This window comes from Allosaccharopolyspora coralli (genome assembly GCF_009664835.1).
Classification (GTDB): domain Bacteria; phylum Actinomycetota; class Actinomycetes; order Mycobacteriales; family Pseudonocardiaceae; genus Allosaccharopolyspora; species Allosaccharopolyspora coralli.
The window spans coordinates 2,158,890-2,185,183 of the sequence record NZ_CP045929.1 but is presented as its reverse complement, the minus strand read 5'-3'; the positions used below and the strand labels follow the sequence as shown (position 1 = coordinate 2,185,183).

Here is a 26,294-nt window from a genome sequence, read left to right as displayed (position 1 = left end):
GAGGACGGTGGCGTGCGCGCTCCGATTCCGGAATGCTCGGAGCATGCTGATCCGTGACGCGACCGTCGACGACTGGCCGGACATGTGGGAGTTCATGCGGGGCATCGTCGCGGCGGGTGAAACCTATGCCTACCCGCGCGACCTCGACTCCGATGCGCTGCGCGCGATCTGGTTCGGCGCACCCCCGGCCACGACCGTCGTCGCCGTGGACGACGACGGCACGGTGCTCGGTACCGCGAAGATGGGGCCCAATCACGGCGGCGGTTCCGCCCACGTGTCGACCGCGAGTTTCATGGTCGATCCTGCTTCCGGGCGCAAGGGTCTCGGCCGGGCGCTGGGCGAGCACGTGCTGGACCGCGCGCGCACAGACGGCTACCTGGCGATGCAGTTCAACGCGGTGGTCGAGTCGAACACGCGGGCCGTCGCACTGTGGAAGTCCCTCGGGTTCGACATCATCGGCACCGTGCCGCAGGGGTTCCAGCACCCGGAGTACGGGTTCGTGGGGCTGCACATCATGCACCGCTTCCTCTGATCACCTACCGCGGTTCCAGCGCGAACACGCGCAACTCCCGGTCCGAGGCTCGTCGGGCGTAGGTGTCGTAGGCCGGCCAGGTATCGAGGCAGTGGCGCCACACCTCGTCGCGCTCCGCACCCGTCACGAGGCGTGCCCGCACCTGCTTGCGTACGCCGCGTTCGGTGACGGTGGCGTCCGGGTTCGCCAGCAGGTTCGCCGACCACGCGGGATGGTGACGCTGCCCCCAATTCGACCCGACCACGATCAGCGCGGCGCCGTGGGGCGCGTACAGCAGCGGTACGGAACGAGGCTCACCGCTCTTGCGGCCTGTCGCGGTGAGCAGGAGATACGGCAGACCGAGCACTCGCAGGAAACTCACCCGGCCCCGGGTGCGCCGTTGCATTGCGAGATCCACGGGCACCGCCTGACGACCGACCCAGGCGAACCATTCGTGCTTGCCGAGTGACCTCGCGACGTTTCGCACCGCTTCCATGGCCCCATCCTGCCCGAGACACCGGGACCGCCGATGCCGAGTCGGAGGACTCGCTCTGCTCAGCACTCCCTGACTCAGAGGGCACTGGGGCGGCGGAACTTGACCACTTACCCAAGTTCCGAGATGCCCTTTCAGGGCCCGTCGGTCGGCGCCTCGTCCGAGTCCGTCGTGACGTCCTGCTCGCTCGTGCTCTCCTGTGTCTCGGTCGTGCTTTCCTGCGTGTCCGTCGTGCTGTCCAGGGTCTCCGTCGTGGACTCCGGGGTAGCCGTCGTCGAGTCCTCGGCGGGCGGGGTGAGCGTCGAACCCGAGGTGGGGCCCAGCGTTTTCTCGGTGCATTCGTCATATGTCCGGCCCGCACACGTACCGAGTCCGGGATCGTCGTCCGGCACGTCGAAGTATCCGCCCTCGATCGAATAGCGGCAGAACCAGCCGATGCTGGGATCCCACCTGCAGTTCTCGTACGGCCCCAGAGCCGCGGTCGGCGTGACCACGCTGGGGCCGTGGGGCTCCAGCGAAATCCCGCACCGGGACTTGGTCACGTCGTCCATGTCGGCCTCGGCGAGATCGCAGTCCGCCGGTGCGGTCGTCGGCGGGCCCGGCTGGCTGGCCGTGATCGTCGCCGGAGGTTGCGGCGGCGGTGCGGGTGGCGTGTCCACACCGGCAGCACAAGCACTCAACACCAGTGCGAGCCCGGCGGTGAGGAAGAGACGTACGGTCCACATGGCGTTCCCCGATGGCCAGTCGCCCACGCCGGTCGCGGACGCTACATCTGGCCACCGCGTTGACCACGTTTCCCGTTACCGCTCACGGACCGTGACCCCCGAGGGAAACGTCGTTCAGCGTGCCTGCGCCAGCGACAGTGCGAACTCGCCCGCTTCGTCGGTCCACCATCGGCGGAGTTCGAAGCCCGCGACGGACAGCTCGTCACGAACCCGGTCGCGCCGGAACTTCGCGGACACCTCGGTACGGAGTTCCTCGCCCTCGGCGAACTCGACCGTGAGACCGAGCTCCCGAACCCGAACCGACACCGCGGCCTCGGCGCGCAGCCGCATCTCGATCCATTCCTGTTCGGCGTTCCACACGGCCCGGTGCGTGAAGTTCTCCACGGGGAAATCGGCGTCGAGCTCACGGTTGAGCACCGCGAGGACGTTGCGGTTGAACTCCGCGGTCACCCCGGCCGCATCGTCGTAGGCACGGACGAGGCGATCCTGGGACTTGACGAGGTCCGTCCCCACGAGCAGGCACTCCCCCGTCGTCAGCGCCCCGCGGACGGAAGTCAGGAACTCCGCGCGCTCGTTGGGGAGCAGGTTGCCGATGGTGCCGCCGAGGAAGGCGACGAGGCGTCGGTGCTCGGCGGGAACACCGGTCATCCCGGTGGTGAAGTCCCCGACGATCCCGCGCACGTCGAGTTCGGGATAGTCGACCGCGATCGCCTCGCATGCCGCTCCCAGCGCCGACTCGGAGACGTCCAGTGGCAGGAACTGGCGCAGCGTCTCGTTCTTGCGCAGCGCGTCGAGCAGGAGCCGGGTCTTCTCCGAGGACCCCGATCCGAGCTCCACCAGGGAGCCCGCGTCGCTGAGTTCGGCGATCCCGAGTGCATGCTGCTGCAGGATCTGCTGCTCGGCGCGGGTCTGGTAGTACTCAGGCAGCGCGGTGATCCGTTCGAACAGTTCGCTGCCCACCGCGTCGTAGAGCCACTTCGGGGAGAGCCACTTCGGGGTGTCGGTGAGTCCTGCGCGCGCGTCGGCGCGCAGCGCGCGGGCGGCGTCCTGGTCGGTGAAGTGCACGAGCAGTTCGGGCTTGTTCATGAAGCTCCTACCTGTGATGTCGGCGTCCCGGATCTCGGTGCGCCGGGGTATCAGAGTGCCTGGACGCGCACGTCGTCGAGCGTGGCGACGACGAGGTGACGGTCAGGAACGGGTTCCCACTCGTCGGGAGCACCGAAGGGTTCGGACGCGACGGTGACCTTGCCGGGTGTGCGGCGCACGGACAGCGCGTGCGTCCATGTCGTGGCGACCACGGTGTCGCCGTCGGAGAACAAGAAGTTCAGCCGCGAGTCCGGCGCGAGTGTGGCGATCTCGGTGACCAGTCCGCCCAGTACGTTCTCCGGGGAGTCACCTTTGGACAGACGTTGCTGCACCAGCGCCCAGACCACGGCGGAATCCACCGGCGCGTCCACGGTCATCAGGTCGACGGCGTCGAGTCCGGCGGCCAGCGGCGCCAGCGAATCCGGCCATCCGCTGACGGAGCCGTTGTGACTGAACAGCACCCGGCCGTCGGTGAACGGCGCGCACGCGGGCTCGGTGACCGGCATGCCTGCGGTCGCCGACCGCACGGCAGCCACGACCGCACCGCTGGTCGTCCGCGCCGCGAGTTCGGCGAAATTCGTGTCCGTCCACATCGGAACGGAACGACGGTACCGTTCCGGGACCGTGGAGTCCGACGCGTACCAGCCCGCGCCGAAACCGTCGACGTTGACCGTGCCGCTGCCCCGCATGTCGTTCGGAGCCCAGGTCTGTTCGAGCAGCGCGTGTTCCGGACGCAGCAACAACTCGTCCAGGGCGACGGGCGGGCCGAGGTAGCCCAGGTGTCGACACACGCCGATCACCCGATCTCGTCGCGGGAGAGGCTCCGCGCGCAGCGGAACCCGGTGAAGATCTGCCGCCGGATCGGGTAGTCCCAGTTGCGGAAGGTGCCCCGGCACGCCGCACGGTCGGTGCCGAACGAGCCGCCGCGCAACACCTGATGGTCCGGTCCGAAGAAGACCTCCGAGTACTCCCGGTACGGAAACGCGGTGAAGCCCGGGTACGGGCGGAAGTCCGACGAGGTCCACTCCCAGACGTCACCGATGAGCTGACGAGCGCCGCACGGCGCCTCGCCGTGCGGATAAGCACCCGCAGGTGCGGGTCGCAGGTGGCGTTGCCCCAGGTTCGCGTGGTCCGGGCCGGGATCGTCGTCGCCCCACGGGTACCGGCGCGATCGCCCGCTGGACGGGTCGAACCGCGCCGCCTTCTCCCATTCCCGCTCGGTCGGCAGGCGTTTGCCCGCCCATGCCGAGAAGGCGGCGGCTTCGTGGTAGCTGACGTGCATGACCGGCTCGTTTGCCGGAACCGGCTCCACGTGGCCGAAACGCCGCCGCATCCACCGGTCTCCGTCGCGGAACCAGAACCGCGGCGCCTCCAACTCGGCGCGCTGCACGAACGCCCAGCCGTCCGGGCTCCACCACTGTTGCTGCCGGTATCCCCCGGCGTCGATGAACCGCTGGAACTGGCCGTTGGTGACCGGCGTGGTGTCGAGGGCGAACGCCTCGACGCGCACGTCGTGGGCGGGTCGTTCGTTGTCCAGGGCCCACGGTTCCGTCGAGGTGCCCATGGTGAACGGACCGGCGGGCACGACGATCTCCGCGGGCAACGCGCGATCGTCCGCAGGCGGTGGCGGTTCGGCGTGCAGGGCGGGCTCGCCGCGTCGAAGCTGGTGGGTGGCGAGCATCGTCTCGTCGTGTTGTTGCTCGTGCTGCACGATCATGCCGAAGGCGAAGGCGTTGTCGACCAGCCTCCGTCCCTGCAACGGAACCCCGTCGAGCAGGTCGAACACCTTGGTACGAACCGTTCCGACGTACTCACGCGCCTCGGTCGGCCCGAGCAACGGCAGCTGTGGACGGTCCGAGCGCGGATGCTGGAACGCGTCGTAAAGGTCGTCGATGTCCGGGCGCACCGCCTCCCGCCCACCGACGTCACGCACCAGCCAGAGCTCTTCCTGGCTGCCGATGTGCGCGAGGTCCCAGACCAACGGCGACATCAACGGCGAATGTTGACGTTCCAGATCCTCGTCGTCGACCGCGTCGGTGAGCTGCGCACTGCGCTGCCTGGTTCGGCTCAGTTCCTCGGCGACGTGCGCACGCAAGGCGTCGTCCCCTTGCACGGCCCACGGATGAGCGGTTTCGGCGGTCATGCCCCGACCCCCTTCTGCTGCTCGGCGAGTGTGCGCTCGACGGTCGTGTCGAGTTCCGCAGCGATGCCGTCCGGAGCGTCCGTGTGCTCCAGATTCCGGCACGCGAGGTCGAAAACGGCGCGCGCTGCTCGCGCGAGCACAGCGTCGTTCAAGCCGTGGCGCGCGGCATGCATCCATCGCCCCACGACCGGCGACGTCCGCTCCAGGAGTTCATCCACTGTGGACTCATCGCGGAACAGGGCGATGAGCGCGGCGGCCGGAAGGCGCCAGGTGTCCCCGATCTGGCTGTCGAGATACCGGACCTCGAAGTAGCCGCGCGGGCGCACCGGGGGAAACATCGTGGTGAGGTGATAGTCGAGATCGTCCCGCGTCGGTGGCCTCGGCTCACCGCCCTCGATCCATTCCGCGAACGTGAGCCCGTTCGGCGCGGTCCAATCCCCCTGCTCGCGTCGCACGCAGACCAGACTCGTGTCCAGCACGCGGCGCGCCCAGCTCGCCGCGGGATCGGCGGTGATCGGACCGGGACGCATGCGCGGCGGGTCGGTGCGCATGAGCGCGCGCGTCCGTGTCGACGACCAGCCGGTGGCGGCGCCGAACAGGGACGGAGAGTTCGCGAAGGTGGCCATCATGACCGGTCCGAGCGCGTGCAACGCGGCCCAACGCGCCGCGACACGGTGCGGCTCGCCCATGTCCAGGCACACCTGCACGCCTGCCGTACTGCACATCATCAGCCTGCCGTCGAGGCCGATCCGGTCGAAGGCGCATTCCATCGCCGCGTACCGCGGAACGTCGAGGATCCGGCGTGGTTCGCGCCAGGGGTCGGTGCCCTGCTCCCCCAGGATCAAACCGTGGCCCGCGAGCAGATTCGCGACATAACGGGCATCCGCCGAGGCGGCGTCGAACAGTGTCCGCATCGAATCGGCGGGAAGACTCGAGACCTCGACCTGGCCGCCGGGTTCGAGAGTGAGTGCCGAACCGCGCGGAAGCGCCTGCTGCGGGCTGTGCGGGGCCAGGGAGCGGGGTGCGTGCGGGCCGAGTGCGTCGAGCAATGTCTCGGAATCGAGGGGCCTGCGCGGGTCGTCACGGTGGTGGACGGTCCATTCGAGCTCGATCCCGAGTAACCGGGGAGGGCCGTGTTTGAAGCACACCGACTCCACGTAAGCTTCCGCTTCCGCGCGGGTCCGCAGTCGGGAAGCCGGAACGTCGGCAGCGCTTGCGTCGAGAACCTTCGTCATCGGAACTGCCTCTCGTCGCAGGTCGGGTTCCGACGCTACCGGCGTGCCATGACAACCGCACCCTTCGTCGCAGCGGCGCGGACGGATCCACTCGAACGTCCGCAACCCCGTCGACGACATGACCGACAACAATACGTACGTACGGATTGCACCGGGATAGGTCGACCTGGGACGATCAACGGATGCCTCGGGTCAGCCAGGACCACCTCGATACGCGGCGGCGTCAGATACTCGCCGGCGCGCGGAGCTGCTTCGCCCGGCACGGCTACGAGGGCGCCACGGTCCGCAGGCTGGAAGAGGCCACCGGACTCTCTCGGGGCGCGATCTTCCATCATTTCAAGGACAAGGAATCGTTGTTCCTCGCGCTGGCCGAGGACGACGCGGCGCGGATGGCGGACGTGGTCGCCGATCAGGGTCTCGTCCAAGTGATGCGGGATCTGTTGCATCACGAAGGGCCGAGCACCGGGGTCGAGTGGCTGGGTACTCGACTCGAGGTCTCCCGGCGGCTCCGCACCGATCGTGACTTCCGGGAGCGCTGGGCCCAGCGCTCGGAACACCTCACGGCGGCGACCAAGGCGCGGCTGAAATGGCAGCGCGATTCGGGAAACCTCCGCGACGACGTCGACATCGACGTGCTCGCCGCCTACCTCGAACTGGTCCTCGAAGGCCTCGTCTCGCACCTGGCGATGGGCCTGCCCGCCGACGACCTCGGCCCGGTACTCGACCTCGTCGAGGAAAGCGTCCGCCGCTGAAGCGGCGTGAGCCTTTTTGGTGGCTATAGCAACCAAAAAGGCTCACGCCCGCCGACGTGTCAGTTCACGCCGTGCATGTAGGGATTGATCCTCTTGACTCCGATCGCGAGCAAGCCGGCGAAGGCCAACGTGGCCAAGGCGATCAGCCCGAAGTACAAGCCCTCTTGCTCGGCCGTGTACAGCTTCACGATCTGCGCGCCCAGGGCCTGCCCCAGCGCCGGAGCGAGGAAGTACAAGCCCAGCGTCTGCGAGGCGAAGGCCTTGGGAGCCAGCTTCGTCGTCGCGGACAATCCGACGGGCGAAAGCATCAACTCGCCGGCCGTCATGATCACGAAAACCATGGCGATCATGAGCGCGAAATGCTGTCCCTCGCTGTTCTGGAGGAATCCGGACAGCACGATCCAGAAGAAGCTGGCGGCGATCAGAACGAGACCGCCGACGAACTTCATGGGCGTGCTGGGCTGACGTGCGCCCAGCTTCAACCACAGTGCCGCGAACATCGGGGCCATAATGATGATGGCCAGCGGGTTGAGGGACTGGAACCAGGCCACCGGAAACTCGTAACCCAGCACGGTGGTGTCGGTCTGCTGATCGGCCACCAGCACCAACGACGTAGCCTGCTGCTCGAAGAGCAGGAAGAAGAGTGCGGTGGCGAGAAACAGCGGAATGTAGGCGATCAGCCGGTCACGTTCGACATTCGTGATCTGCGTGCTTCTGAGCATCACGGTGAAGTAGACGATCGGCATGATGATGGCGATCGCCGTGATCATGTTCACAAGACCGTCGATGCCGATCAGGCCGAGTCCGAACGAACCTCCCAGCACAACCAGGATCGCGGCGGTGATGCCCACGACCCTGGCGATCACGGAGCCCTTGGCGTCAGCGGGCAACGGATTCTGCGGCTTCAATCCGGCCTGTCCGAGGTTTCGCCCCCCGAGGACGTATTGCGTGAGTCCCAGAGCCATACCGACGGCGGCCGCGCCGAAGCCCCAGTGGAAGCCCATCTCTACCTGCAGGTAGCCGGTGATGATCTGGCCGACGAACGCGCCGATGTTGATCCCCATGTAGAAGATCGTGAAGCCTGCGTCCCGCCTGTCGTCCTGTTCGGTGTACAGGTCACCGACCATCTTGGAGATGTTGGGCTTGAGGAAGCCCGACCCCACGACGATCAGGGCGATGCCGACGATCGTCGTCGGCACGCCGCCGGGCAGCGCCATGCAGATGTGCCCGAACATGATCAGCAAGCCGCCGTAGAACACGGACTGCCGGGCGCCCAGGATCCGGTCGGCCAGCCATCCGCCCGCGACACTGGTCAGGTACACCGAAGCGCCGTAGGCCCCGACCAGCGAAGCCGCGCTCGACTCCTCGATCCCGAGACCGCCTTCGGTCACGGCGTAGTACAAGTACAGCAGCAGGATGGCCCGCATGCCGTAGTAGGAGAATCGCTCCCACATTTCGGTGAAGAACAGCGTGGACAGTCCGCGAGGGTGCCCGAAGAAGCCCCGCTGTGGTGCATCCGCAACCGCGCCGGTAGCCACGATCACGTCCTCTCGTTGTGATGGAAGCGGCAGTGCCGCAAACGTCCTGCTCCCGCACCGGGCGCGGAGCAACGTGCGGCACCGTACTCCTCATCGGAGTGTCATGGACCACCCCCTGGCGGGAAAAACAGGTCACACCTCGGCAAAGAACGTTGCCGGGCTACTGCGAATGCGACACATCTGGTGATTCCGGTAAGAAGACAAGCACGCGACGCACGCTGTCGGATACATACCGTGTTATCGGAGGAATCGGATAATGGATCTGTTGCAGGCCCACCATCGCGCGATGGCCGAGTTCGACGCGCGGGTGCGTGCCGTGGCCGACGACCAGTGGAGCGCTTCCACCCCGTGCACCGAGTGGTCGGTGCACGACCTCGTCAACCATCTCGTCAACGAGCAGTTGTGGACGCCGGAGCTGCTCGCCGGAGCGCGGCTGGAGGACGTCGGCGACCGTTTCGACGGCGACCAGCTCGGCGACGACCCCGTGCTGAGCTGGGACGCCGCCGCCGGGGCCGCCCGAACGGCGTGGCTGAAGCAGGGCGCGACCACGGGCGAAGTGTTCGTGACCGGCGGGGTCATCCCCGCCGAAGACTACGGCTGGCAGATGACGATGGACCTCACCGTGCACGCCTGGGACCTCGCGCGGGGCATCGGCGCGGACGACACGCTCGACCCCGATCTCGTCGAGGTGGTGCACCAGGTATTCGCTCCGCAGATCCCGGCCATGCAAGGAATAGGAATCTTCGCGGATCCCGTTTCGGTCAGCGACCAGGCGGATCTCCAGACGCGACTGCTCTCCCTGCTCGGCAGGCAGCGCTGACCGCGCGACACACTCTGCACGGTCCACGTGACCGCGCTCACGGGCCGGTCGGGCAATTCGGATGCGCCACCCGGCAGGAGACGAACGAGACGAGCGATATACTCGTGGGAACCGCGTACACCCCTTTCTCGAGGAGTTGAGAACGTCAGTGCCTCCGGCACCCTCCCCTGACGGCAGTACCGAGCCGGGTCGAAGACCCGGCATTTCATTCCCCAGCCCCGCCGGGCGACTCGGCCGAGGGGTCGGGGATCGCCGATGACGGAAGTCCTGCTGTCCGTGCTCGGTCTGGTGTTCGTCGCCGTCCTCACGCTGGGAACCGGTCTCGCGGTGGCGGCCGAGTTCTCCCTGACCTCGCTGGAACGCAGCACCATCGACGCCCACGTCGCCGAGGTCGGCGACCGGCGGGCGAAGGCTGTCCAGCGCGCACACCGCACACTGTCGTTCCAGCTCTCCGGCGCGCAGGTGGCGATCACGCTCACCACCCTGGTCACCGGCTACGTGGCCGAACCGCTCATCGGTGACCTGGTGCGCCCGCTCTTTCTCGCGGCGGGGATCGGTGACGGTGTCGCGGCGGCACTGTCGCTGACCATCGCGATCCTGCTCGCCACGACCTTGTCGATGGTCTTCGGCGAGATGGTGCCGAAGAACCTCGCCATCGCACGGCCGCTACCGACCGCACGTGCGGTCTCGGGCTACCACTCGGGGTTCTCGCACGTGTTCCGGTGGTTGATCAACGTCACCAACAACAGTGCCAACTGGGCCGTGCGCAGGCTCGGGGTCGAGCCGCAGGAGGAACTGCGGTCCGCCCGCTCCCCCGACGAACTGGGCTCGATCGTGCGATCCAGCGCCGAGCACGGAACGCTCGACGAGGCCACCGCCACGCTCATGGACAAGTCGCTGCGGTTCGGTGACCGCAGTGCCGACGAGCTCATGACGCCGCGGGTACGGGTCGAATCGCTCGAGACGGACGCCTCGGTGCTCGACCTGCTCGACATCGCCCGCCGCACCGGGTTCTCCCGATTCCCGGTGCACGACGACGACCTCGACAACGTCCACGGCGTCATCCACGTCAAACAGGCGTTCGGTGTTCCGGTCGACCAACGTGAAGGCACCCGCGTCGGGTCGCTCGTGCGCCCGGTCCCGACGGTGCCGGAAACACTCGACGGCGACGCGCTGCTCAACCGGTTGCGCGGCTCGGGCCTGCAACTGGCGCTCGTGGTCGACGAGTACGGCGGAACGGCGGGAATCGTCACGTTGGAGGACGTCGTCGAGGAGATCATCGGTGATGTCCGCGACGAGCACGATCGCCGCGAGACGGCCGCGGTGCGTCCCCTGGGACGGCAGCGCTGGGTCGTGTCCGGCCTGCTGCGCGCCGACGAGCTCGAAGAGGCCACCGGGTTCGAGATCCCGGACGGGGACTACGAAACCGTGGCCGGCTTCGTGCTCAGTTCACTCGGCCGCATCCCCACTCCGGGCGACCATGTCGACCACGACGGGTGGAGTCTCACGGTGAATCGGATGGACCGGCACCGCATCGCCGAGCTCCGGCTCACCGCGGACGATCCCCCCGCGCAGCAGGAGATCACCACCGGCGGCAGCACGGAGGCGAGCCGATGAGCGACAGTATGGCCATCGCGCTGGCAGTACTGCTGTTGGCGTTGAACGCGTTCTTCGTCGGTGCCGAGTTCTCGCTGCTCTCGTCCCGCCGGGATCGGCTGGAGGCCCTGCTCGAACAGGGCGTGGGCCGTGCCCGCGTCGTGATCAGAGCGACCGAGCACGGTTCGCTGATGCTGGCGAGCGCACAGCTCGGGATCACGTTGTGTTCCCTGGGGCTCGGCCGCCTCGGTGAGCCCGCCGTCGCCCACCAGCTCGAACGCGCCGTCGGGTTCCTGCCGATCCCGGACGCGGTGCTGCACGCGGTCGCGTTCGCCATCGCGCTGGCACTCGTGGTGCTGCTGCACGTGCTCGTCGGCGAGATGGTGCCCAAGAACCTCGCCATCGCCGAGCCGGAACGGCTCGCGCTGTGGCTGGTTCCGGCGCTGGTGGGCTTCGTCAAGCTCGCCCGCCCGGTCATCGCCCTGTTCAACGCGATGGCCAACGCCGTGCTGCGGCTGCTCAAGGTGCAGCCGAAGGACGAGCTGGAAACGGCTTACTCGTCCTCGGAGCTCGCCGAGCTACTCGTCGAGTCCCGGCGGGAGGGCTTGCTGGAGCAGTCCGAACACCGCAGGCTCGCGCAGACGCTGTCCTCGGTGGGGACCACCGTCGCCGACGTCCTGGTGCGCCTGGACGACCTGAAGACGCTGCCCGCGGCTCCGACTCTGGAGGACGTGGAACACGCCGTCTCCTCGACCGGCTTCTCCCGGTTCCCGGTGCTTGCCGACGACGGCCGGATCCTCGGCTACCTGCATGTGAAGGACGTTCTCGACCAGGCGGGAGACGAGCCGTCGAGCCCGGTTCCGCCCACACGGGTGCGACGGCTGCCGACGCTGCGCGCGGACTCCCGTCTGGACGAGGCGTTGACCTCGTTGCAGCGCTCGCGCAGTCACCTCGCGATGGCCGTGGACACGGCAGGCACCTCGCTCGGCGTGGTCGCCCTGGAGGACCTCGTCGAGGAGTACGTCGGCACCGTCCGCGACGGCACCCACGTGACCTGAGCAGTAGCGGTCCCGGCCCAGTCGTCGCGGGACCGCTACTACCCTTGACGTGTGGTTTCCGTGCTGACCGAGAGCGAGTGGCGTGCGCGCGAGGCCGCGCATCTGGCGCGGGTCCGGGAATGGACCCTCCCGCACCGGCAACGGCGGCAGCGCGGCGAGAAGCACCCGGTGATGGACTTCCTGTTCACCTACTACTCGTTCAAACCCGCCAAGCTCGAACGGTGGCAACCCGGTCCCGGTGTCGCGTTGGAGAACGGTGACGAGTTCCTGCGGCGAACAGGCTTCACCCGGTGCCCGGACGGTGTCGTCTCGGACGAGCCGCCCGCGAAGCGCCGGGACACCGCAGAGTTCGTGCTCACGCTGTTGGAGGCCACCGCGTCCCGGACGGCGAAGTTGGGCTGTTTCGGCCTGCACGAGTGGGCGATGCTGTATCGCACCGGGCCGGACGACGTGCGCCACGCGGGGTGGCCGCTGCGCCTCGGGCACGACGGCACCGACGAGGTCGTGGAATCGATGCCGGTTCGCTGCACCCACCACGACGCGTTCCGGTTCTTCACCGAGGACGCACGGCCGCTGAACCACCACCAGCCCGCCCGCACCGACCAGGTCCGCATGGAACAGCCAGGCTGCCTGCACGCGAACATGGATCTGTTCAAGTGGAGTTACAAGCTCGACCCGTACGTGCCCGCGGAGTTGGTCGCGGACTGTTTCGACCTCGCCGCGCGCGTCCGGGAACTGGACATGCGCGCCAGCCCGTACGACCTGACCGCGCTCGGCTATGCGCCGGTGGCGATCGAGACATCCGAGGGGCGAGCCGACTACGTCCGGGCGCAGCGGGAGTTCGCCGACGAGTCCGCAGTCCTGCGGAAGCGGCTCTCGGAAGTGTGCCGGACACTCCTGAACTGCGAACCCGCTCGCGCGGAGTGATCACGGCTCGGCCCCGTGTTCGGCTCGGCGTCGTGCTCGTTTGCCTGCGATCAGGGTCGTCTCGCCACACCCGGTAAGGCGCGAACAGGGGTGCGCGCCGGTTATCGTGCCTTGCCCAGCGTGAGTCGAGGGCTCCCTCCAGAGCACCGACGAGTTCGTCGACCCTCCTCGGACCGACCTCGGGTCTGAAGTGACCGGACAGGATGCGCTCGCCGTCGCGGATCGAGCGGAGCCGCAGCGCGCTGCGCACATAGTCGGGCACGCTGGCCGACGGGATCGCCCCGGCCAGGATCAGACCGTCGGTCACGCTCGGTGCGTGGTAGAGCATGTCCCCGACCAACACGGAACCTCGTCCGCGGTCGAGCAACCCGACGGAGTCCGGGCAGCGCCAGCAGCTCCACGTCTCGTCGGCCGAGGTCGATACGCGCTCCGAGGGGCCACCACTCGGATGACGACAGTCCGCTCGTCGAGGCTGTCCAGGCGAACCACTCGCCTCCACCCATGGATCTACGCTAAGACGCCTGGGTACCCGGCAGGCGCACCGAGCGGGAACTGCGGCCCGAGACGCGACGAGGCCCCTGGGCGGCTCGAACCGCACCAGGGGGGCCTCGCTTACGGCCTGACGGGGCGCAACGGCCCCTGACGGCGTCACTCGCGCACTGCGAGACCCAACTCGCCGTTGTCGTCCCGCTCGGCATCCAGCGTCTTGTCGTCGAGCACCGAGGCGGCCTGCTGGTCCAGGAACACCCGCGCCCCGGACGACTCGACGACCTGGTCGTCGCCCTCCGGAGCAGGCGCCACGGACGCCTGCAGCTCCGTTTCCGAGCCGTTCACACTGGTCGCCGCGATGCGCAAGCCCGAGTCTTCCCCGGACTCACCTCCGGCGAGCACCACCTTGATGACCTCCGCCGCGCTCTCACTGATGGTGAGCATGTTGTGCTCCTCCCGGGTTCGGTCACATGGAGTCGCCCACCGTAGTGCATTCGGTACACCCCGGCATCGGCCGGGGCGTACCGGTCGGCACGCACGTCAGGCCTGGTAGGCCTCCAGCGGAGGGCACGAGCAGACGAGGTTGCGGTCACCCTTCGCGCCGTCGATGCGACGCACCGCGGGCCAGATCTTCGGCATCGACCGACCCAGCGGGTACGCGGCCTCCTCCCGGCTGTACGCGTGGTTCCACTCCCCAGCCAGCGATGCCGTCGTGAACGGCGAGTCGCAGAGCGGGTTGTCGTCGACGGGCCACTGACCTGCGGTGACCTTGTCGATCTCGGCGCGGATCGCGATCATCGCCTCGCAGAACCGGTCGAGTTCGGCGAGGTTCTCGCTCTCCGTCGGTTCCACCATCAGGGTGCCCGCCACCGGGAACGACATCGTGGGCGCGTGCAGACCGTAGTCGGCGAGCCGCTTGGCCACGTCGTCCACCGTGACGCCGCTGTCCTTGGTGATCTGGCGCAGGTCGAGGATGCACTCGTGGGCGACGTAGCCGCCTTCGCCGGTGTAGAGCACCGGGAAGTGCGCGTCGAGCCGCTTGGCCACGTAGTTCGCCGCCGCGACCGCGGTCAGCGTCGCCCGCCGCAACCCCTCCGGGCCCATCATGCGCACGTACGCCCACGAGATCGGCAGGATCGACGCGCTGCCCCACGGCGCCGCACTGATCGGGCCGACTCCCGTCTCCGGCCCCGCCGCGGGCTGCAACGGGTGGTTCGGCAGGAACGGCGCCAGGTGCTCGCGCACACCGATCGGGCCGACGCCGGGACCGCCGCCGCCGTGCGGGATGCAGAACGTCTTGTGCAGGTTCAGATGCGAGACATCCGAGCCGAACTTGCCCATCCGGGCCAGGCCGATGAGCGCGTTGAGGTTCGCACCGTCGACGTAGACCTGCCCGCCTGCCTCGTGCACCATCGCGCACACGTCCTGCACGGTGTCCTCGTAGACGCCGTGCGTGGACGGGTACGTGACCATGATCGCGGCGAGGTCGTCGCGGTGGGCGTCGAGCACCTCCCGCAAGTGGTCCATCTCGATGTTGCCGTCGTCGTCGCACCGCACCACGACCACGCGCAACCCGGCCATCACCGCGCTCGCCGCGTTCGTTCCGTGCGCGCTCGACGGGATGACGCAGATGTCACGAGCCGCTTCACCACGGCTGTGGTGGTAGGCGCGGATCGCCAGCAGACCGGCGAACTCACCCTGGCTGCCCGCGTTCGGCTGCAGGCTCACCGCGTCGTACCCGGTGATCTCCGCGAGCCAGGACTCCAGGTCGGAGACGACCTGCAGCAGGCCCTTCGCGTCCTCGGCGGGCGCGAACGGGTGCAGGTTGGCGAACGACGGCCAGGTGATCGGTTCCATCTCCGCCGTCGCGTTGAGCTTCATCGTGCACGAGCCCAGCGGGATCATGCTGCGATCCAACGCCACGTCGGTGTCCGAGAGCTTGCGCAGGTAGCGCAGCAACGACGTCTCCGAGCGGTGCTGGTGGAACACCGGGTGGGTCAGGTACTCGGACTCCCGCAGCAGGGCCGCAGGCAGGGCCTCGTCGACCGAGCCATCCACAGCGTCCGCGTCGGCCTCGACACCGAACGCGCCCCACACGAGCGCGAGGTGCGCCCGGGTCGTCGTCTCGTCGCAGCTCACGCCGACGTGGTCGGCGTCGGCGCGGCGCAGGTTCACACCCCGTTCACGGGCAGCGCGGACGACCTCGTCGGCCCGGCCGGGAACGTTCGCCAGCACGGTGTCGAAGAACTCGTCGTGCACGACCTCGACACCGCCGCGGCGCAGCCCCTCGGCCAGCACCGTGGCCATCCGGTGCGTGCGCGTCGCGATCGCCTTGAGGCCCTCGGGGCCGTGGTAGACGGCGTACATCGAGGCGACGACCGCCAGCAGCACCTGCGCGGTGCAGATGTTGCTCGTGGCCTTCTCCCGGCGGATGTGCTGCTCACGGGTCTGCAGCGCGAGCCGATAGGCCTGCTCGCCGTCGGCGTCGACGCTCACGCCCACCAGACGGCCGGGCAACTGCCGCTCGAAACCCTTCGCGACGGCCATGTAGCCCGCGTGCGGACCACCGAAGCCCATCGGAACACCGAACCGCTGGGTGTTGCCGACGACCACGTCGGCGCCCATTTCACCGGGAGCCCGCAGCAGCGTCAGCGACAGCAGGTCGGCCGCCACGACCGCCTTCGCCCCGCGCTCGTGCACCGCCGCGATGACCGGTTCGAGGTCCCGCACCGCGCCCGAGGCGTTCGGGTACGACAGCAACGCCCCGAAGAACTCACCGTCCGGCAAGCCGTCGACGCCGTCGCTGAGGTCCGCCACGACGATCTCGATGCCCAACGGTTCCGCACGCGTCTGCACCACCGACAGGGTCTGCGGCAGGACGTCGGCGTCCACCACGAACCGCGGTGACTTTGCCTTGCCCGCGCGGCGCACCAGCGTCATGCCCTCGGCAGCGGCGGTCGACTCGTCCAGCATCGACGAGTTCGAGACCTCGACCCCGGTGAGGTCCGCCACCAGCGTCTGGAAGTTCAGCAGCGCTTCCAGCCTGCCCTGCGAAATCTCCGGCTGGTACGGGGTGTAGGCCGTGTACCAGGCGGGGCTTTCCACGACGTTGCGGCGGATCACCGGCGGCGTGACCGTGCCGTGGTAACCCAGACCGATCATCTCGACGTTGGTGGTGCACTGCTCGGCAAGCGCGCGCAGCTCGTCCAGAGCCTCCGACTCGGTGGCCGGGTCCGGCAGCGCCATCCGCAGGTCCTGCTCACGGATCCCCTTCGGGAACGCCTGCTCGCCCAGCTCCTCCAACGACCCGACACCGATGACGTCGAGCATCCGAGCGAGCTCCGCAGGCGCCGGACCGACATGCCGGTCGGCGAACGGCGTGCCGTGCTCCAGCGCGGCCAGCGGGACATGGTCATGATTCACGTCGGTCATCGCCCTACCTCCAAGATCACGGCGCATGAGGACCACGGCGACCACCCGGGTCGCCGTCTCCCCCTCTGTCCGTGTCCGCGACGCGAACGCCTGAGAGCTTCACCCGGCCGACACCGGGCTTGCACCGTCGGCGGGGCCACCACTCCCGTGGTGACCCTCTTTCCAGAGGTATCTCGCCCGCGCGGTCCAGCTGGCCTGAGAGGTTGACGGGGAGAGTTGCTCCTTCGGCGCCGCACCACGAGGGCACGGACTCTCCCGCACGGGGTCTGCGATGCCGCGAATGATACCCGATGGATCAGCCGGTTTGGCGATCCCGACGGCGACGGGACAGCTCGTCGTCGACCGCCGGTACCTCTTCGGCGCCTTCCGCACGCTCGGCGGGGAACTCGTGGATCGTGCCGCTGATCTCCCGCATCGCCCCACTCACGGCGATCCCGAAGACGCCCTGACCACCCTGGAGAAGGTCCACGACCTCCTCGGCGGAGGTGCATTCGTAGACAGTCGTGCCGTCGCTGAACAGGGTGATGCGCGCGAGGTCCTCGACCCCGCGGTTGCGCAGGTGGTCGACCGCCACCCGGATGTTGTGCAATGAGACACCCGTGTCCAGCAGCCGCTTGACGACCTTGAGGACCAGGATGTCCTTGAACGAGTACAGCCGCTGCGACCCCGAGCCGGAGGCGACCCGGATCGTCGGCTTCACCAGCTTCGTCCGCGCCCAGTAGTCCAGCTGCCGATAGGTGATTCCCGCGATCTGACAGGCTGCGGGACCCCGATACCCGACCAGTTCGTCCGGCAGCGACGCGTCGGGGAACAACGTTCCCTGTTCCACGCCGGCCTGCTCGCCGGGCGCTCGCTCGACCACGCCTGCCTCCCCTCGACCGGCACCACGCCGGCGACGCTGGGCCCGGGACGGGCGTCCCCGGGTCCACGAGATCCGCCGACGAAGAATCACACCAGCGAGATTCGCGATAGCTCGACGGTAGGCCTGCCGTCACCACCGGTCAACGCGACGCGCGGGCACGTGCGGGCCCTGCACCGCTCGAAGCGCGGCAAGAGGGTGCGCGGAGTGATCTGCGTAGGTGGTTCCGTGGCGGAACCTCAGCTCGCGGCCGGCTGCGGGATCGCCGACATCGAAGACGCGGGAGCGTCCCACTTTGCCGCGGCTGGTCACTTGTGAGGCGTGCCCTACGGGCACAAATGCCAGTTTCCAGACGCCCTTACTTGGCGGTGGGCGGCTCGAGGCTATGGTCAGCCACGGTGCCGCCGACGAGTCCCGCCCGTCTACGCAGGCCGGCCACCTGCGGGTTCTCACCTCGTGGCTGGCGGCGGTATCGGTCCACCCACCCAAGTCCCCAGAAGCCCTCTCAAGAGCCGTCCGAGTGCCCCCGCCCGAATGCAGCGGTCCCCGGCGCCTCGAAGGCACCGGGGACCGCGCGTGTGTGCGTGTGTGCACAGGTCAGGTGTCCGCGCCGCGGAAATCCTCCGGGGAGACCGAGTCGAGGAACTCGCGGAACTTCTCGACCTCGTCCTCCTGCTCGTCCGGGATGATCAGGCCCGCCTCGTCGAGCACCGACTCGTCGGCGTGAATCGGCACCCCGACCCGCAGCGCCAGCGCCACCGAGTCGCTCGGACGGGCGGAGACCCGTACGTCGCCGTCGAAGACGAGTTCGGCGAAGAAAGTGCCTTCCTGCAGGTCGGTGATGCGCACCTGTTCCAGGTCGCGTCCGAGAGCGCCGACGACGTCCTTGAGCAGGTCGTGGGTCAACGGCCGCGCAGGCCGCACACCCTGCTGTTCGAGGGCGATGGCGGTCGCCTCCACCGATCCGATCCAGATCGGCAGGTACCGCTCACCCTCGTTCTCGCGCAGCAGCAGGATCGGCTGGTTGGCTGGTAGTTCCACTCGCACGCCGACGACGCGCATCTCGCTGCTCATCGTCACATCGCCTCCTCCAGCGCGCCGAAGCGTGACTTCCTCGTCGAGGGTCGCGCACCGACGACGTCGACGCTACCCGCGACGCCGCGGACACGCCCACCATCGGACCCGTTCTCTCGCACCGTTCCCGCCCGTCACAGACCGAAACGCGCGCCACTCCACGTTCGAGCAGTACCCAGCACGATACACCGGCCCATCCCGCGTCAACGCGGGTTCACCGACGGCACCGCAGCCGGGGATTTCGGCGGCCACACAGGGCAAACCGGCCACCGACGAATGGACAACGGGGCGGCACCGTACGATGCCGCCCCGTTGCCGGATCGTCTGCCTCAGCGGCCCTGGCCACCTTCCAGGGGTCCGGTGAGGAACACCAGCCGGAACTTGCCGATCTGCACCTCGTCACCGTTGGCGAGCACCGAGGTGTCCACCGGCTCGCGGTTGACGTACGTGCCGTTGAGGCTGCCGACGTCCACCACGACGAAGTCGTTGCCCTCACGACGGAATTCCGCGTGCCTGCGCGAAACGGTGACGTCGTCGAGGAAGATGTCACTGTCCGGGTGACGACCCGAGCTGGTCACCTCGCGGTCCAGCAGGAACCGCGAACCCGCGTTCGGACCGCGCTTGACCACCAGCAGGGCCGAGCCGGCTGGGAGCGAGTCGACACCGGAAGCGCCAGCCCCCTCCGCTGGCGGAGCGCTCTCGGTCTCGGGCTCCGAGAGGAAGGGCCTGAAGACCGAGGTGGTCTCCGGAGACTTCTCCGGCGGGGTGCCGCCGGGCCCGTCGTTCGTGCTCACCTGAGCTCTCCTCCTGCGGATGGGAATGGCTGATGAATCGTGGGCGAATACACCCAACGTACCGTGCCGGTCACCGGCTTCGACGCGCGGTTCCCAACATCGTTTTCACCCGCCGCCGAGATCGACGATCAACCCTGGTCGATCAGGTTCTGGTAACCGTCCTCGTCGAGGAGCTCGTCCAACGCGGAGGCGTCCGCGAGAGTGAGGACCACCATCCAGCCGTCGCCGTAGGGGTCCGAGTTCACCAGCTCGGGCTGATCGTCGAGCTGCTCGTTGACGGCGGTGATCTCGCCGGCGATCGGAGCGTAGAGGTCCGAGACGCTCTTGGTCGACTCGACCTCACCCATCGTCGCCTTCGAGTCGAGACTGTCACCGACGTCGGGGAGCTGAACGTAGACCACGTCACCCAGCTGCTGCTGCGCGTAGTCGGTGATGCCGATCCGCGCCTTTCCGTCACCGGTGGGCAGAACCCACTCGTGCTCCTCGGTGTACCTGATGCCTTCCGGGGCCACGCGGCTCCGCCTTCCTCGTCGGGACGCACTCGGCCTCTGGCCGGTGTGTCCTGGTTCTTCCTGCGTCTGCGCACGAACTGATCGCGCGCGGACGCAGCGAGGGTATTTCCGTCTCCGGACCGCCGCAAGGCACCCGATCGCGGACCACCTCAGCCGGGGACTCCTCGACGTGAGACGCGGACGGCCGCGGCGACCTGAACCAGGTAGAGCAACCCCGCCCACACGTAGAGCACGCCGCCCCAGCAGGTCAGCGCGTAGGCGATGGGGCGTACCACTTCGTCACCGACGAAGTCGGCCTCGACGAGCAGCAGCAGTGGAAACGCGTACATGAGGCAGAAGGTGGCGGCTTTGCCGAGGTAGTGCACCTCCGGCGGCTCGTAGCCGTGGAACCGGAGGACGGGCAGGCACAGGGTGAGGACCACGTCCCGCCCGATGAGCACGGCGGCCACCCACCAGGGCACGACGTCCCGCAGGACGAACGCGACGAGAGTGGCGATGATGTAGAGCCGGTCGGCGGCGGGATCGAGCAGCTCGCCGACGCGACTGTACTGGTCCAGCCAGCGGGCGAGCTTGCCGTCGAGCCAGTCGGTGACCCCGCTGACGACGAGGACCAGCAATGCGAGCAAGTCGTTCTGAGGCCCGAGCAGCAACCACAAGAACAGGGGAACACCCGCGAGCCGGATGACGCTCAGCAGGTTCGGGACCGTCCACCACGGGTCGCTCCACACCCCTGCGGCGGCTTGCTTGATCCCGTCGAGTCCCGGTGCGTCGGGTTTCGGCGGTTCCGCCCCGGATCGGGAACCCGTCGTGGCGCCTTCCGCGTCCTGCACCACGATCCTCCCCTGCTCGCCGACACCGGCCCGCTGCTCACGCGGGCACTGCGTCGGCACCCGCCGCTCTCAGCCTGCCACACGGTCGTCAACGCGCTGGTGAACGGCTGCAGGGCGCCCGCGTGGCGTCGACCACGCGGGCCACACCGGGAGCCCTCAGGCGCGGGTGTGGCTCCAGCCTCGGCGACGCAAGTCGGCGTCGGTGAGGAAACGCGGGCGGCCCCGGTCGTCGACACCCGCCCACATCGAGCGGCCGCCTACTCCTTCGAGTACGTAGGCGTGTCCGCCGCTCCAGACCACGCTGCTCGGCGCGGTCGGCAACGGCTCGCGTTCGTCGCACTCCCCGTCGGCACGCTCCTCCGCCGCCGGACCGCTCGTACTCGCGCTCGTTCCGATCGTCATCGTGGATGCACCTCCCGTTCCCGCTTGTCGGCACGTCCACCCACAGCGTTAACCCACTGCGATGATTGTGGAACAGCTCATCGACATTGTCTTGTTTCCGAGACAGTGCGTCGCCGGAAGGCGAAGATCGCGCGCCGGATTACTCGAAAACCAGCCCGGGACCGATCCGCCGGACCGAACGATCTCGACCGCTCGTCGCAGAATGCCACGTCAACGCCCTCACAGACCCCGCGGCAACGGACCCGAGTGCCACCCGTCGCGTCGCACCAAAATCGAACCGCCGAGATCCGTTCGAGTCCGCATCGACGCATTCTCGGCAGGACCGAGAAAAGTCTTCGTTCTCAGCCCGCACAACTCTGGCGCCGAAGATCGGAATGGGCCAGGGTGGGCCGAGGTTCGACACCGCTACGGAAAGGGCGAACGCCGATGAGCACGTACGCCGAGCAGTATCGGCGCAGCATCGACGACCGCGAAGGCTTCTGGCTCGCCGCGGCGGAAGCGCTCGACTGGGATCGAACGCCCACCCGCGCCCTGGACGACTCGGACGCACCGTTCTACCGCTGGTTCCCGGACGGAATGCTGAACACGTGCTTCAACGCCGTCGACCGACACGTCCGGGACGGACGCGGCGAGCAGGAGGCCCTGATCTGGGACTCGGCGATGACCGGGTCGGTGCAACGCTGGACGTACCGGCAGCTGCAGGATCGAGTCGCACGGTTCGCCGGAGTGCTGCGGGACCAGGGCGTCTCGACCGGCGACCGCGTCGTGATCTACATGCCGATGGTGCCCGAGGCGGTGGTGGCGATGCTCGGGTGCGCGCGGATCGGCGCGATCCACTCCGTCGTCTTCGGCGGGTTCGCACCCAAGGAGCTCGCCGCACGCATCGACGACGCCGAGCCGGTCGCGGTGGTCGCCGCCTCCTGCGGGCTCGAACCGAACCGGGTCGTCGAGTACAAGCCGATCGTCGACGAGGCGCTGCGGCTGTCGACCCACCAGCCGCAAGGGGTGATCGTGCTGCAGCGCGATCAAGCGGTCGCCGAACTCGGGCCCGGTGACGTCGACTGGGCCACCGCCATGGAGACCGCGAAAGCGGCGGAGTGCGTGCCGGTGGCGGCCACCCACCCGCTGTACGTGCTCTACACCTCCGGTACCACCGGCAAGCCCAAAGGCGTGGTCCGCGACAACGGCGGACACGCGGTGGCCTTGCGCTGGTCGATCGGCAACATCTACGACATCGGCCCCGGCGACGTGTTCTGGACCGCCTCCGACGTCGGATGGGTGGTCGGGCACTCCTACATCGTCTACGCGCCGTTGCTGGCCGGAGCCACGACCGTGATGTACGAGGGCAAACCGGTCGGCACTCCGGACGCGGGCGCGTTCTGGCGCGTGGCGGCCGATCACGGAGTCAAGTCGCTGTTCACGGCGCCGACGGCGTTCCGCGCGATCAAGCGTGTGGACCCGGACGCCACCAAACTCGCCGACCACGACGTGTCGAGCCTGCAGACGCTGTTCCTGGCGGGCGAGCGACTGGACCCGGAGACCTACCAGTGGGCGGTCGACACGCTGCGGATCCCGGTGATCGACCACTGGTGGCAGACCGAGACAGGGTGGCCGATCTGCGCGAACCTGCGAGGCCTGGAGCCGATGCCGGTGAAACCCGGCTCCCCGACCGTGCCCGCCCCCGGGTACCAGGTGGAGGTCCTCGACCAGTCAGGACACCCGGTCGCGGCGGGCCACGAGGGCGCCATCTGCCTGAAACTGCCGCTGCCGCCGGGGAACCTGACGACGTTGTGGGGTGACGACGAGCGGTTCCGCGAGTCGTACCTGTCGCGGTATCCCGGCTATTACCGCACCGGGGACAGCGGCCACCTCGACGAGGATGGCTACCTGTTCGTCATGGGTCGCACCGACGACGTGATCAACGTCGCCGGGCACCGGTTGTCCACGGGCTCGATGGAGGCGGTACTGGCCGGGCACCCTGCGGTCGCGGAGTGTGCGGTGATCGGTGTCCACGACGAACTGAAGGGACAGGTTCCGCGCGGATTCGTCGTCCTCAAGTCCGGGGTCGACACCGACCCGGACGTACTGCAGGACGAACTCGTGGCCGCGGTCCGCGACCAGATCGGCCCGGTCGCCGCGCTGAACCGGGTGGACGTCGTCGCGGGGCTGCCGAAGACGCGTTCGGGCAAGATCCTGCGCAAGTCGATGCGCGAAATCGCCGACAGCGGTGACACCGTCGTGCCCTCGACGATCGAGGATCCGGACATCCTGGACACGCTGCGCGCCACCCTGCGCGCCTGAGCCGACCGTGGGCGCCGGATAGCGCTCGACAGCACCTCGGCACCGTCCTCGCTAGCCGCGAACTCGCTGGCAACTGGCTGGCGTCGGCGGCGAGCGACGGGAGTGCCGTTTCTCCGGGTGCGCGCGACGCGACGGTGACCGAAGACGCGCGAGCCGCACCGGTAGGCTCGGCGGTCGCCTCGGTGCTCGGACAGCGCCGCCGGTGAGCGCCGACCCCTCTTCTCGAGTGAGCACCCGATGACCACAACCCACCCCCCCGTGCAGCGCCGCACACCGGGCGGGTCTGGATGATCGGCTGGCTGCTCGCCACCCTGGGAACGGCGGCCCTCGGCAGCGTGTTTCCCGTGGTCAACATCGAGCTGTACCTCATCGGCGTGGTCGCCACCGTGGAGACAGCGTCGTGGTGGGCGCTCGCGCTCGCCGCCACCGTCGGCCAGCTCGCGACGAAGTCGCTGTTCTTCTTCGCCGGTCAGGGCAGTTTCACCCTCGGCTCACGCCTCGGTAAGCGCGTCCGGGCCCCAGCAGGAAGTCGGATCGCGACCTGGATGGAACGCATCCACACCGCGACCGAGCAGCGCCCCTGGTGGGGGCTGGCCGTGCTGTTCTGCGGTGCGGTCACGGGCCTGCCGCCGTTCACGCTGATGTGCTTCGTCGCGGGCGCGGCGGGATTACGTTTCCTGAGCTGGCTCGCGGTGAGCTTCGTCGGCCGAACCGCGCACTTCCTCATCGTCGCGGGTGCACCGGAACTCGTCCGGCACGTACCGTTCCTCGGCTGAGCATCAGTGGTTCGTCCCGCTACACGTGAGGCAAGTCCGCAGTGGCTTGCCAACCCGGGAGAGGCATCCCGGCGGTCGCATGTCGCCTCTTACCTGCCCGCCACTACGCCGGAGCGATGTAGCCACATGAGGCACCGCGGTAGCATCAGGACCTGGCCGCCGCTGAGCTGGGCACCGAGAGCCCGAGCGAAACGATCGACGCCGCGCTACGTCACATTGTCGAAGAACGACAGACCCGTGAGTCCCTTGCTGCCTTCCGCGCCGTCGACTTCGACCTCTCCGATGCCAACCTCGACGGGGCGTGGCGCTGACCCCGTGTACCTCGTGGACAAGTCGGCCTGGGAGCAGCGTCATCACGGCCCCCAGGCGGGCCGAGCATGAGGAGCGACTGCTGGCTCAACGCCACGCCGCCACCTGTGAAATCGAGATGCACGGCCACGCCCGCGTTCCCGACGGCTACCCGGCCCACCGAACGAGACCTTCTGACGGGAGTTCTCAGACTCAGCCCGGCCAGAGGTCGAACAACGCGGCGAATCCCTCGCGCCAGCTCGGCCAGACCGGGCGCCAGCCTGCGGTCTCCCGGAACCGGAAGTTGGTCGCTCCGCGCTGCTCAGTCAGCTGGTGCACGGTGAGCCAGTCGAGCTGCGCCCGCGCCTGCTCCGGTGTCAACGTCAGCGGCGCCGGACCACCACCCATCCGTGCGTAGGTCGGCAACCATTCCGACGATTCGGCCGGTTCGTTGTCGACGACGTTGTAGGCGCCCGGTTCGACACCGTCCAGGACCTCGAGCACCGCGCCTGCCGCGTCGTCGACGTGGGTGAACGACATCAAGCCGATGCCGTCCTCGACGAGCGGCAGCGCGCTGCCGCACACGCGCCGATGCATCGAGCCGTCCGAGGCGTACTCGGTACCCGGACCGTAGAGCGCGCCGTACCGCAGGGCGACCCCGTCGATCTCCGCGTGCGTGAGGACCGTTTCCTCCATCGCGGCGACGGATCGCACGAGTTCACCCCAGTAGCCCGGTGCCTCCGTCCACAGTGGCGCTTCCTCGTCGAGGACGTCGTGACCGTTCGGGACGTAGGCGTCGGCCATGCTCTGCACGACGACGCGCCGGGCACCTGCTTCGATCGCCGCCTCGACGAGGTGGCGGCTGCCGGTCTCCCGGAGCCGGGCGGTGCGCTGCATACCGGCGTTGGCGTCCGTGTCACTGAATGCGGAAGCCTGGTGCACGACCACGTCGGGGGCCGCTTCGGTGACGACACGGCGCAGGGCGCCCGGATCCATCATGTCCGCCACCACGACCCCGTCGACACCGCGCAGGCCTGCGGCGGTGTCCTCCCGCCGGGCGAGCGCAGTCACGTGGTGACCGGCTCTGCGCAACTCCGGCAGAAGGTGCCTTCCGACCACGCCGGTCGCACCGGCGACGAAAACCCGCAGCGGCACCCGAACCTCGCAGCAACGATGGACAACAACAGCCACGGAAGCCTACCCGCGGCGATTGTGGTCGTTTCGGGTGAATCACGGGGAGTGAGCTACTGTCCCTCCGCCGCGCTCTCCCCGAACAGCAGAACGCCCACACCGAAGATCCGGTGTGGGCGTTCTGTTGTCTCAGGCTGAATCAGATCGAGCGGATCTGCGCGGCCTGCGGGCCCTTCGGGCCCTGAGCGATCTCGAACTCCACGCGCTGGTTCTCGTCCAGCGTGCGGAACCCAGTGGCGTCAATCGCCGAGTAGTGGGCGAACACGTCAGCGCCGCCCCCGTCCGGGGTGATGAACCCGAAACCCTTTTCAGCGTTGAACCACTTGACGGTACCGGTAGCCATTCTTCTGTCTCCTACTTCTCATGGCTCGGGGTCGACACTTCGCCAACCCCACGTCGCGGAGATGATCGCCCTGGCCGCGAATGGCCTCGGCACAGCAAAGTGCCTGCGTCACATACGGG

General features: G+C 68.4%; 25 protein-coding genes and 1 riboswitch. Of the genes, 8 read left to right on the top strand and 17 right to left on the bottom strand.

The annotated features are described in order from the left end of the window. Positions 1-43 precede the first annotated feature (43 nt). Positions 44-532, top strand: a complete 489-nt coding sequence (locus GIY23_RS10350; RefSeq protein WP_154076459.1) for a GNAT family N-acetyltransferase — start codon at positions 44-46, stop codon at positions 530-532. Positions 533-536: 4 nt separating this feature from the next. Here GIY23_RS10350 and GIY23_RS10345 read toward each other — a convergent pair whose 3' ends face one another. The 6 genes from GIY23_RS10345 to egtA all read right to left on the bottom strand — a co-directional run bounded on the left by GIY23_RS10345 (position 537) and on the right by egtA (position 6,193). Next, the gene (locus GIY23_RS10345; protein WP_154076458.1) at positions 537-1,007 is read right to left on the bottom strand and encodes a nitroreductase family deazaflavin-dependent oxidoreductase; all 471 of its coding nucleotides are present in this window, start codon (positions 1,005-1,007) and stop codon (positions 537-539) included. Positions 1,008-1,138: 131 nt separating this feature from the next. After that, positions 1,139-1,729: a hypothetical protein gene (locus GIY23_RS10340; protein WP_154076457.1), complete on the bottom strand. Its 591-nt coding sequence runs from the start codon at positions 1,727-1,729 to the stop codon at positions 1,139-1,141. 114 nt (positions 1,730-1,843) lie between these two features. After that, positions 1,844-2,815: an L-histidine N(alpha)-methyltransferase gene (gene egtD, locus GIY23_RS10335; RefSeq protein ID WP_154076456.1), complete on the bottom strand. Its 972-nt coding sequence runs from the start codon at positions 2,813-2,815 to the stop codon at positions 1,844-1,846. Positions 2,816-2,865: 50 nt separating this feature from the next. Beyond that, on the bottom strand, positions 2,866-3,615 hold the full coding sequence (egtC, locus tag GIY23_RS10330) for an ergothioneine biosynthesis protein EgtC (RefSeq protein WP_228717646.1): 750 nt from the start codon (positions 3,613-3,615) through the stop codon (positions 2,866-2,868). Then, positions 3,612-4,958, bottom strand: coding sequence for an ergothioneine biosynthesis protein EgtB (gene egtB, locus GIY23_RS10325; protein WP_154076455.1), 1,347 nt, complete (start codon positions 4,956-4,958; stop codon positions 3,612-3,614). Before egtB ends, egtC begins: the two co-directional genes overlap by 4 nt. Next, positions 4,955-6,193, bottom strand: a complete 1,239-nt coding sequence (gene egtA, locus GIY23_RS10320; protein WP_154076454.1) for an ergothioneine biosynthesis glutamate--cysteine ligase EgtA — start codon at positions 6,191-6,193, stop codon at positions 4,955-4,957. The genes egtB and egtA overlap by 4 nt, the downstream gene beginning before the upstream one ends. A 182-nt stretch (positions 6,194-6,375) precedes the next feature. On the opposite strand from egtA, the gene GIY23_RS10315 reads away from it, so the two are divergent. Continuing rightward, entirely contained in the window at positions 6,376-6,945 is a 570-nt protein-coding gene (locus GIY23_RS10315; RefSeq protein WP_154076453.1) for a TetR/AcrR family transcriptional regulator, read from the top strand. A 59-nt stretch (positions 6,946-7,004) separates the two neighbouring features. On the opposite strand, the gene GIY23_RS10310 is transcribed toward GIY23_RS10315, so the two are convergent. After that, complete coding sequence (locus GIY23_RS10310; protein ID WP_154076452.1) at positions 7,005-8,489, bottom strand: peptide MFS transporter; 1,485 nt, start codon at positions 8,487-8,489, stop codon at positions 7,005-7,007. Positions 8,490-8,739: 250 nt separating this feature from the next. Between GIY23_RS10310 and GIY23_RS10305 the strand changes: the two genes are divergently transcribed. The 4 genes from GIY23_RS10305 (at position 8,740) to GIY23_RS10290 (ending at position 12,884) form a co-directional block, all read left to right on the top strand. Beyond that, positions 8,740-9,303, top strand: coding sequence for a TIGR03086 family metal-binding protein (locus GIY23_RS10305; protein WP_154076451.1), 564 nt, complete (start codon positions 8,740-8,742; stop codon positions 9,301-9,303). A gap of 255 nt (positions 9,304-9,558) precedes the next feature. Then, the gene (locus GIY23_RS10300; RefSeq protein ID WP_154076450.1) at positions 9,559-10,920 is read left to right on the top strand and encodes a hemolysin family protein; all 1,362 of its coding nucleotides are present in this window, start codon (positions 9,559-9,561) and stop codon (positions 10,918-10,920) included. Then, positions 10,917-11,957, top strand: coding sequence for a hemolysin family protein (locus tag GIY23_RS10295; RefSeq protein ID WP_154076449.1), 1,041 nt, complete (start codon positions 10,917-10,919; stop codon positions 11,955-11,957). The genes GIY23_RS10300 and GIY23_RS10295 overlap by 4 nt, the downstream gene beginning before the upstream one ends. 51 nt (positions 11,958-12,008) lie before the next feature. Continuing rightward, positions 12,009-12,884, top strand: coding sequence for a 3-methyladenine DNA glycosylase (locus GIY23_RS10290; RefSeq protein WP_187352089.1), 876 nt, complete (start codon positions 12,009-12,011; stop codon positions 12,882-12,884). Positions 12,885-13,532: 648 nt separating this feature from the next. Here GIY23_RS10290 and GIY23_RS10285 read toward each other — a convergent pair. From GIY23_RS10285 to GIY23_RS10250, 8 genes are all read right to left on the bottom strand, one after another. Continuing rightward, positions 13,533-13,817, bottom strand: coding sequence for a HesB/YadR/YfhF-family protein (locus GIY23_RS10285; RefSeq protein ID WP_154076448.1), 285 nt, complete (start codon positions 13,815-13,817; stop codon positions 13,533-13,535). Between the two features lie 96 nt (positions 13,818-13,913). Beyond that, the gene (gene gcvP, locus GIY23_RS10280; protein ID WP_154076447.1) at positions 13,914-16,805 is read right to left on the bottom strand and encodes an aminomethyl-transferring glycine dehydrogenase; all 2,892 of its coding nucleotides are present in this window, start codon (positions 16,803-16,805) and stop codon (positions 13,914-13,916) included. Positions 16,806-16,977: 172 nt separating this feature from the next. After that, a riboswitch (glycine riboswitch) is annotated at positions 16,978-17,073 on the bottom strand. A 27-nt stretch (positions 17,074-17,100) separates the two neighbouring features. Further along, positions 17,101-17,667: a MerR family transcriptional regulator gene (locus tag GIY23_RS10275; protein ID WP_154076446.1), complete on the bottom strand. Its 567-nt coding sequence runs from the start codon at positions 17,665-17,667 to the stop codon at positions 17,101-17,103. A 594-nt stretch (positions 17,668-18,261) separates the two neighbouring features. Further along, the gene (locus GIY23_RS10270; protein WP_154076445.1) at positions 18,262-18,738 is read right to left on the bottom strand and encodes a bifunctional nuclease family protein; all 477 of its coding nucleotides are present in this window, start codon (positions 18,736-18,738) and stop codon (positions 18,262-18,264) included. 329 nt (positions 18,739-19,067) lie between these two features. Continuing rightward, a complete protein-coding gene (gene garA / locus GIY23_RS10265; RefSeq protein WP_154076444.1) occupies positions 19,068-19,532 on the bottom strand; it encodes a glycogen accumulation regulator GarA in 465 nt (154 codons plus the stop codon). A 128-nt stretch (positions 19,533-19,660) separates the two neighbouring features. Continuing rightward, positions 19,661-20,044: a glycine cleavage system protein GcvH gene (gcvH, locus tag GIY23_RS10260; RefSeq protein ID WP_154076443.1), complete on the bottom strand. Its 384-nt coding sequence runs from the start codon at positions 20,042-20,044 to the stop codon at positions 19,661-19,663. 149 nt (positions 20,045-20,193) lie between these two features. Continuing rightward, the gene (locus GIY23_RS10255; RefSeq protein ID WP_154078761.1) at positions 20,194-20,877 is read right to left on the bottom strand and encodes a CDP-alcohol phosphatidyltransferase family protein; all 684 of its coding nucleotides are present in this window, start codon (positions 20,875-20,877) and stop codon (positions 20,194-20,196) included. Positions 20,878-21,030: 153 nt separating this feature from the next. Next, on the bottom strand, positions 21,031-21,270 hold the full coding sequence (locus GIY23_RS10250) for a hypothetical protein (protein ID WP_407646872.1): 240 nt from the start codon (positions 21,268-21,270) through the stop codon (positions 21,031-21,033). Positions 21,271-21,702: 432 nt separating this feature from the next. Between GIY23_RS10250 and GIY23_RS10245 the strand changes: the two genes are divergently transcribed. Both GIY23_RS10245 and GIY23_RS10240 read left to right on the top strand, forming a co-directional pair. After that, positions 21,703-23,577: a propionyl-CoA synthetase gene (locus GIY23_RS10245; RefSeq protein WP_154076441.1), complete on the top strand. Its 1,875-nt coding sequence runs from the start codon at positions 21,703-21,705 to the stop codon at positions 23,575-23,577. 287 nt (positions 23,578-23,864) lie between these two features. Continuing rightward, the gene (locus GIY23_RS10240) at positions 23,865-24,353 is read left to right on the top strand and encodes a hypothetical protein (RefSeq protein ID WP_154076440.1); all 489 of its coding nucleotides are present in this window, start codon (positions 23,865-23,867) and stop codon (positions 24,351-24,353) included. 501 nt (positions 24,354-24,854) lie between these two features. On the opposite strand, the gene GIY23_RS10235 is transcribed toward GIY23_RS10240, so the two are convergent. After that, the gene (locus GIY23_RS10235; protein ID WP_222850278.1) at positions 24,855-25,832 is read right to left on the bottom strand and encodes an NAD-dependent epimerase/dehydratase family protein; all 978 of its coding nucleotides are present in this window, start codon (positions 25,830-25,832) and stop codon (positions 24,855-24,857) included. Positions 25,833-25,971: 139 nt separating this feature from the next. Then, a complete protein-coding gene (locus GIY23_RS10230; protein WP_154076439.1) occupies positions 25,972-26,175 on the bottom strand; it encodes a cold-shock protein in 204 nt (67 codons plus the stop codon). Positions 26,176-26,294 lie beyond the last annotated feature (119 nt).

Excerpts from the sequence above, each read along its gene's own strand:
- GIY23_RS10350 (WP_154076459.1), top strand. The coding sequence starts at position 44 with ATGCTGATCCGTGACGCGACCGTCGACGACTGGCCGGACATGTGGGAG.
- GIY23_RS10345 (WP_154076458.1), bottom strand. The coding sequence starts at position 1,007 with ATGGAAGCGGTGCGAAACGTCGCGAGGTCACTCGGCAAGCACGAATGG.
- GIY23_RS10340 (WP_154076457.1), bottom strand. The coding sequence starts at position 1,729 with ATGTGGACCGTACGTCTCTTCCTCACCGCCGGGCTCGCACTGGTGTTG.
- egtD (WP_154076456.1), bottom strand. The coding sequence starts at position 2,815 with ATGAACAAGCCCGAACTGCTCGTGCACTTCACCGACCAGGACGCCGCC.
- egtB (WP_154076455.1), bottom strand. The coding sequence starts at position 4,958 with ATGACCGCCGAAACCGCTCATCCGTGGGCCGTGCAAGGGGACGACGCC.
- egtA (WP_154076454.1), bottom strand. The coding sequence starts at position 6,193 with ATGACGAAGGTTCTCGACGCAAGCGCTGCCGACGTTCCGGCTTCCCGA.
- GIY23_RS10315 (WP_154076453.1), top strand. The coding sequence starts at position 6,376 with ATGCCTCGGGTCAGCCAGGACCACCTCGATACGCGGCGGCGTCAGATA.
- GIY23_RS10305 (WP_154076451.1), top strand. The coding sequence starts at position 8,740 with ATGGATCTGTTGCAGGCCCACCATCGCGCGATGGCCGAGTTCGACGCG.
- GIY23_RS10300 (WP_154076450.1), top strand. The coding sequence starts at position 9,559 with ATGACGGAAGTCCTGCTGTCCGTGCTCGGTCTGGTGTTCGTCGCCGTC.
- GIY23_RS10295 (WP_154076449.1), top strand. The coding sequence starts at position 10,917 with ATGAGCGACAGTATGGCCATCGCGCTGGCAGTACTGCTGTTGGCGTTG.
- GIY23_RS10285 (WP_154076448.1), bottom strand. The coding sequence starts at position 13,817 with ATGCTCACCATCAGTGAGAGCGCGGCGGAGGTCATCAAGGTGGTGCTC.
- gcvP (WP_154076447.1), bottom strand. The coding sequence starts at position 16,805 with ATGACCGACGTGAATCATGACCATGTCCCGCTGGCCGCGCTGGAGCAC.
- GIY23_RS10270 (WP_154076445.1), bottom strand. The coding sequence starts at position 18,738 with ATGAGCAGCGAGATGCGCGTCGTCGGCGTGCGAGTGGAACTACCAGCC.
- GIY23_RS10245 (WP_154076441.1), top strand. The coding sequence starts at position 21,703 with ATGAGCACGTACGCCGAGCAGTATCGGCGCAGCATCGACGACCGCGAA.
- GIY23_RS10240 (WP_154076440.1), top strand. The coding sequence starts at position 23,865 with ATGATCGGCTGGCTGCTCGCCACCCTGGGAACGGCGGCCCTCGGCAGC.
- GIY23_RS10230 (WP_154076439.1), bottom strand. The coding sequence starts at position 26,175 with ATGGCTACCGGTACCGTCAAGTGGTTCAACGCTGAAAAGGGTTTCGGG.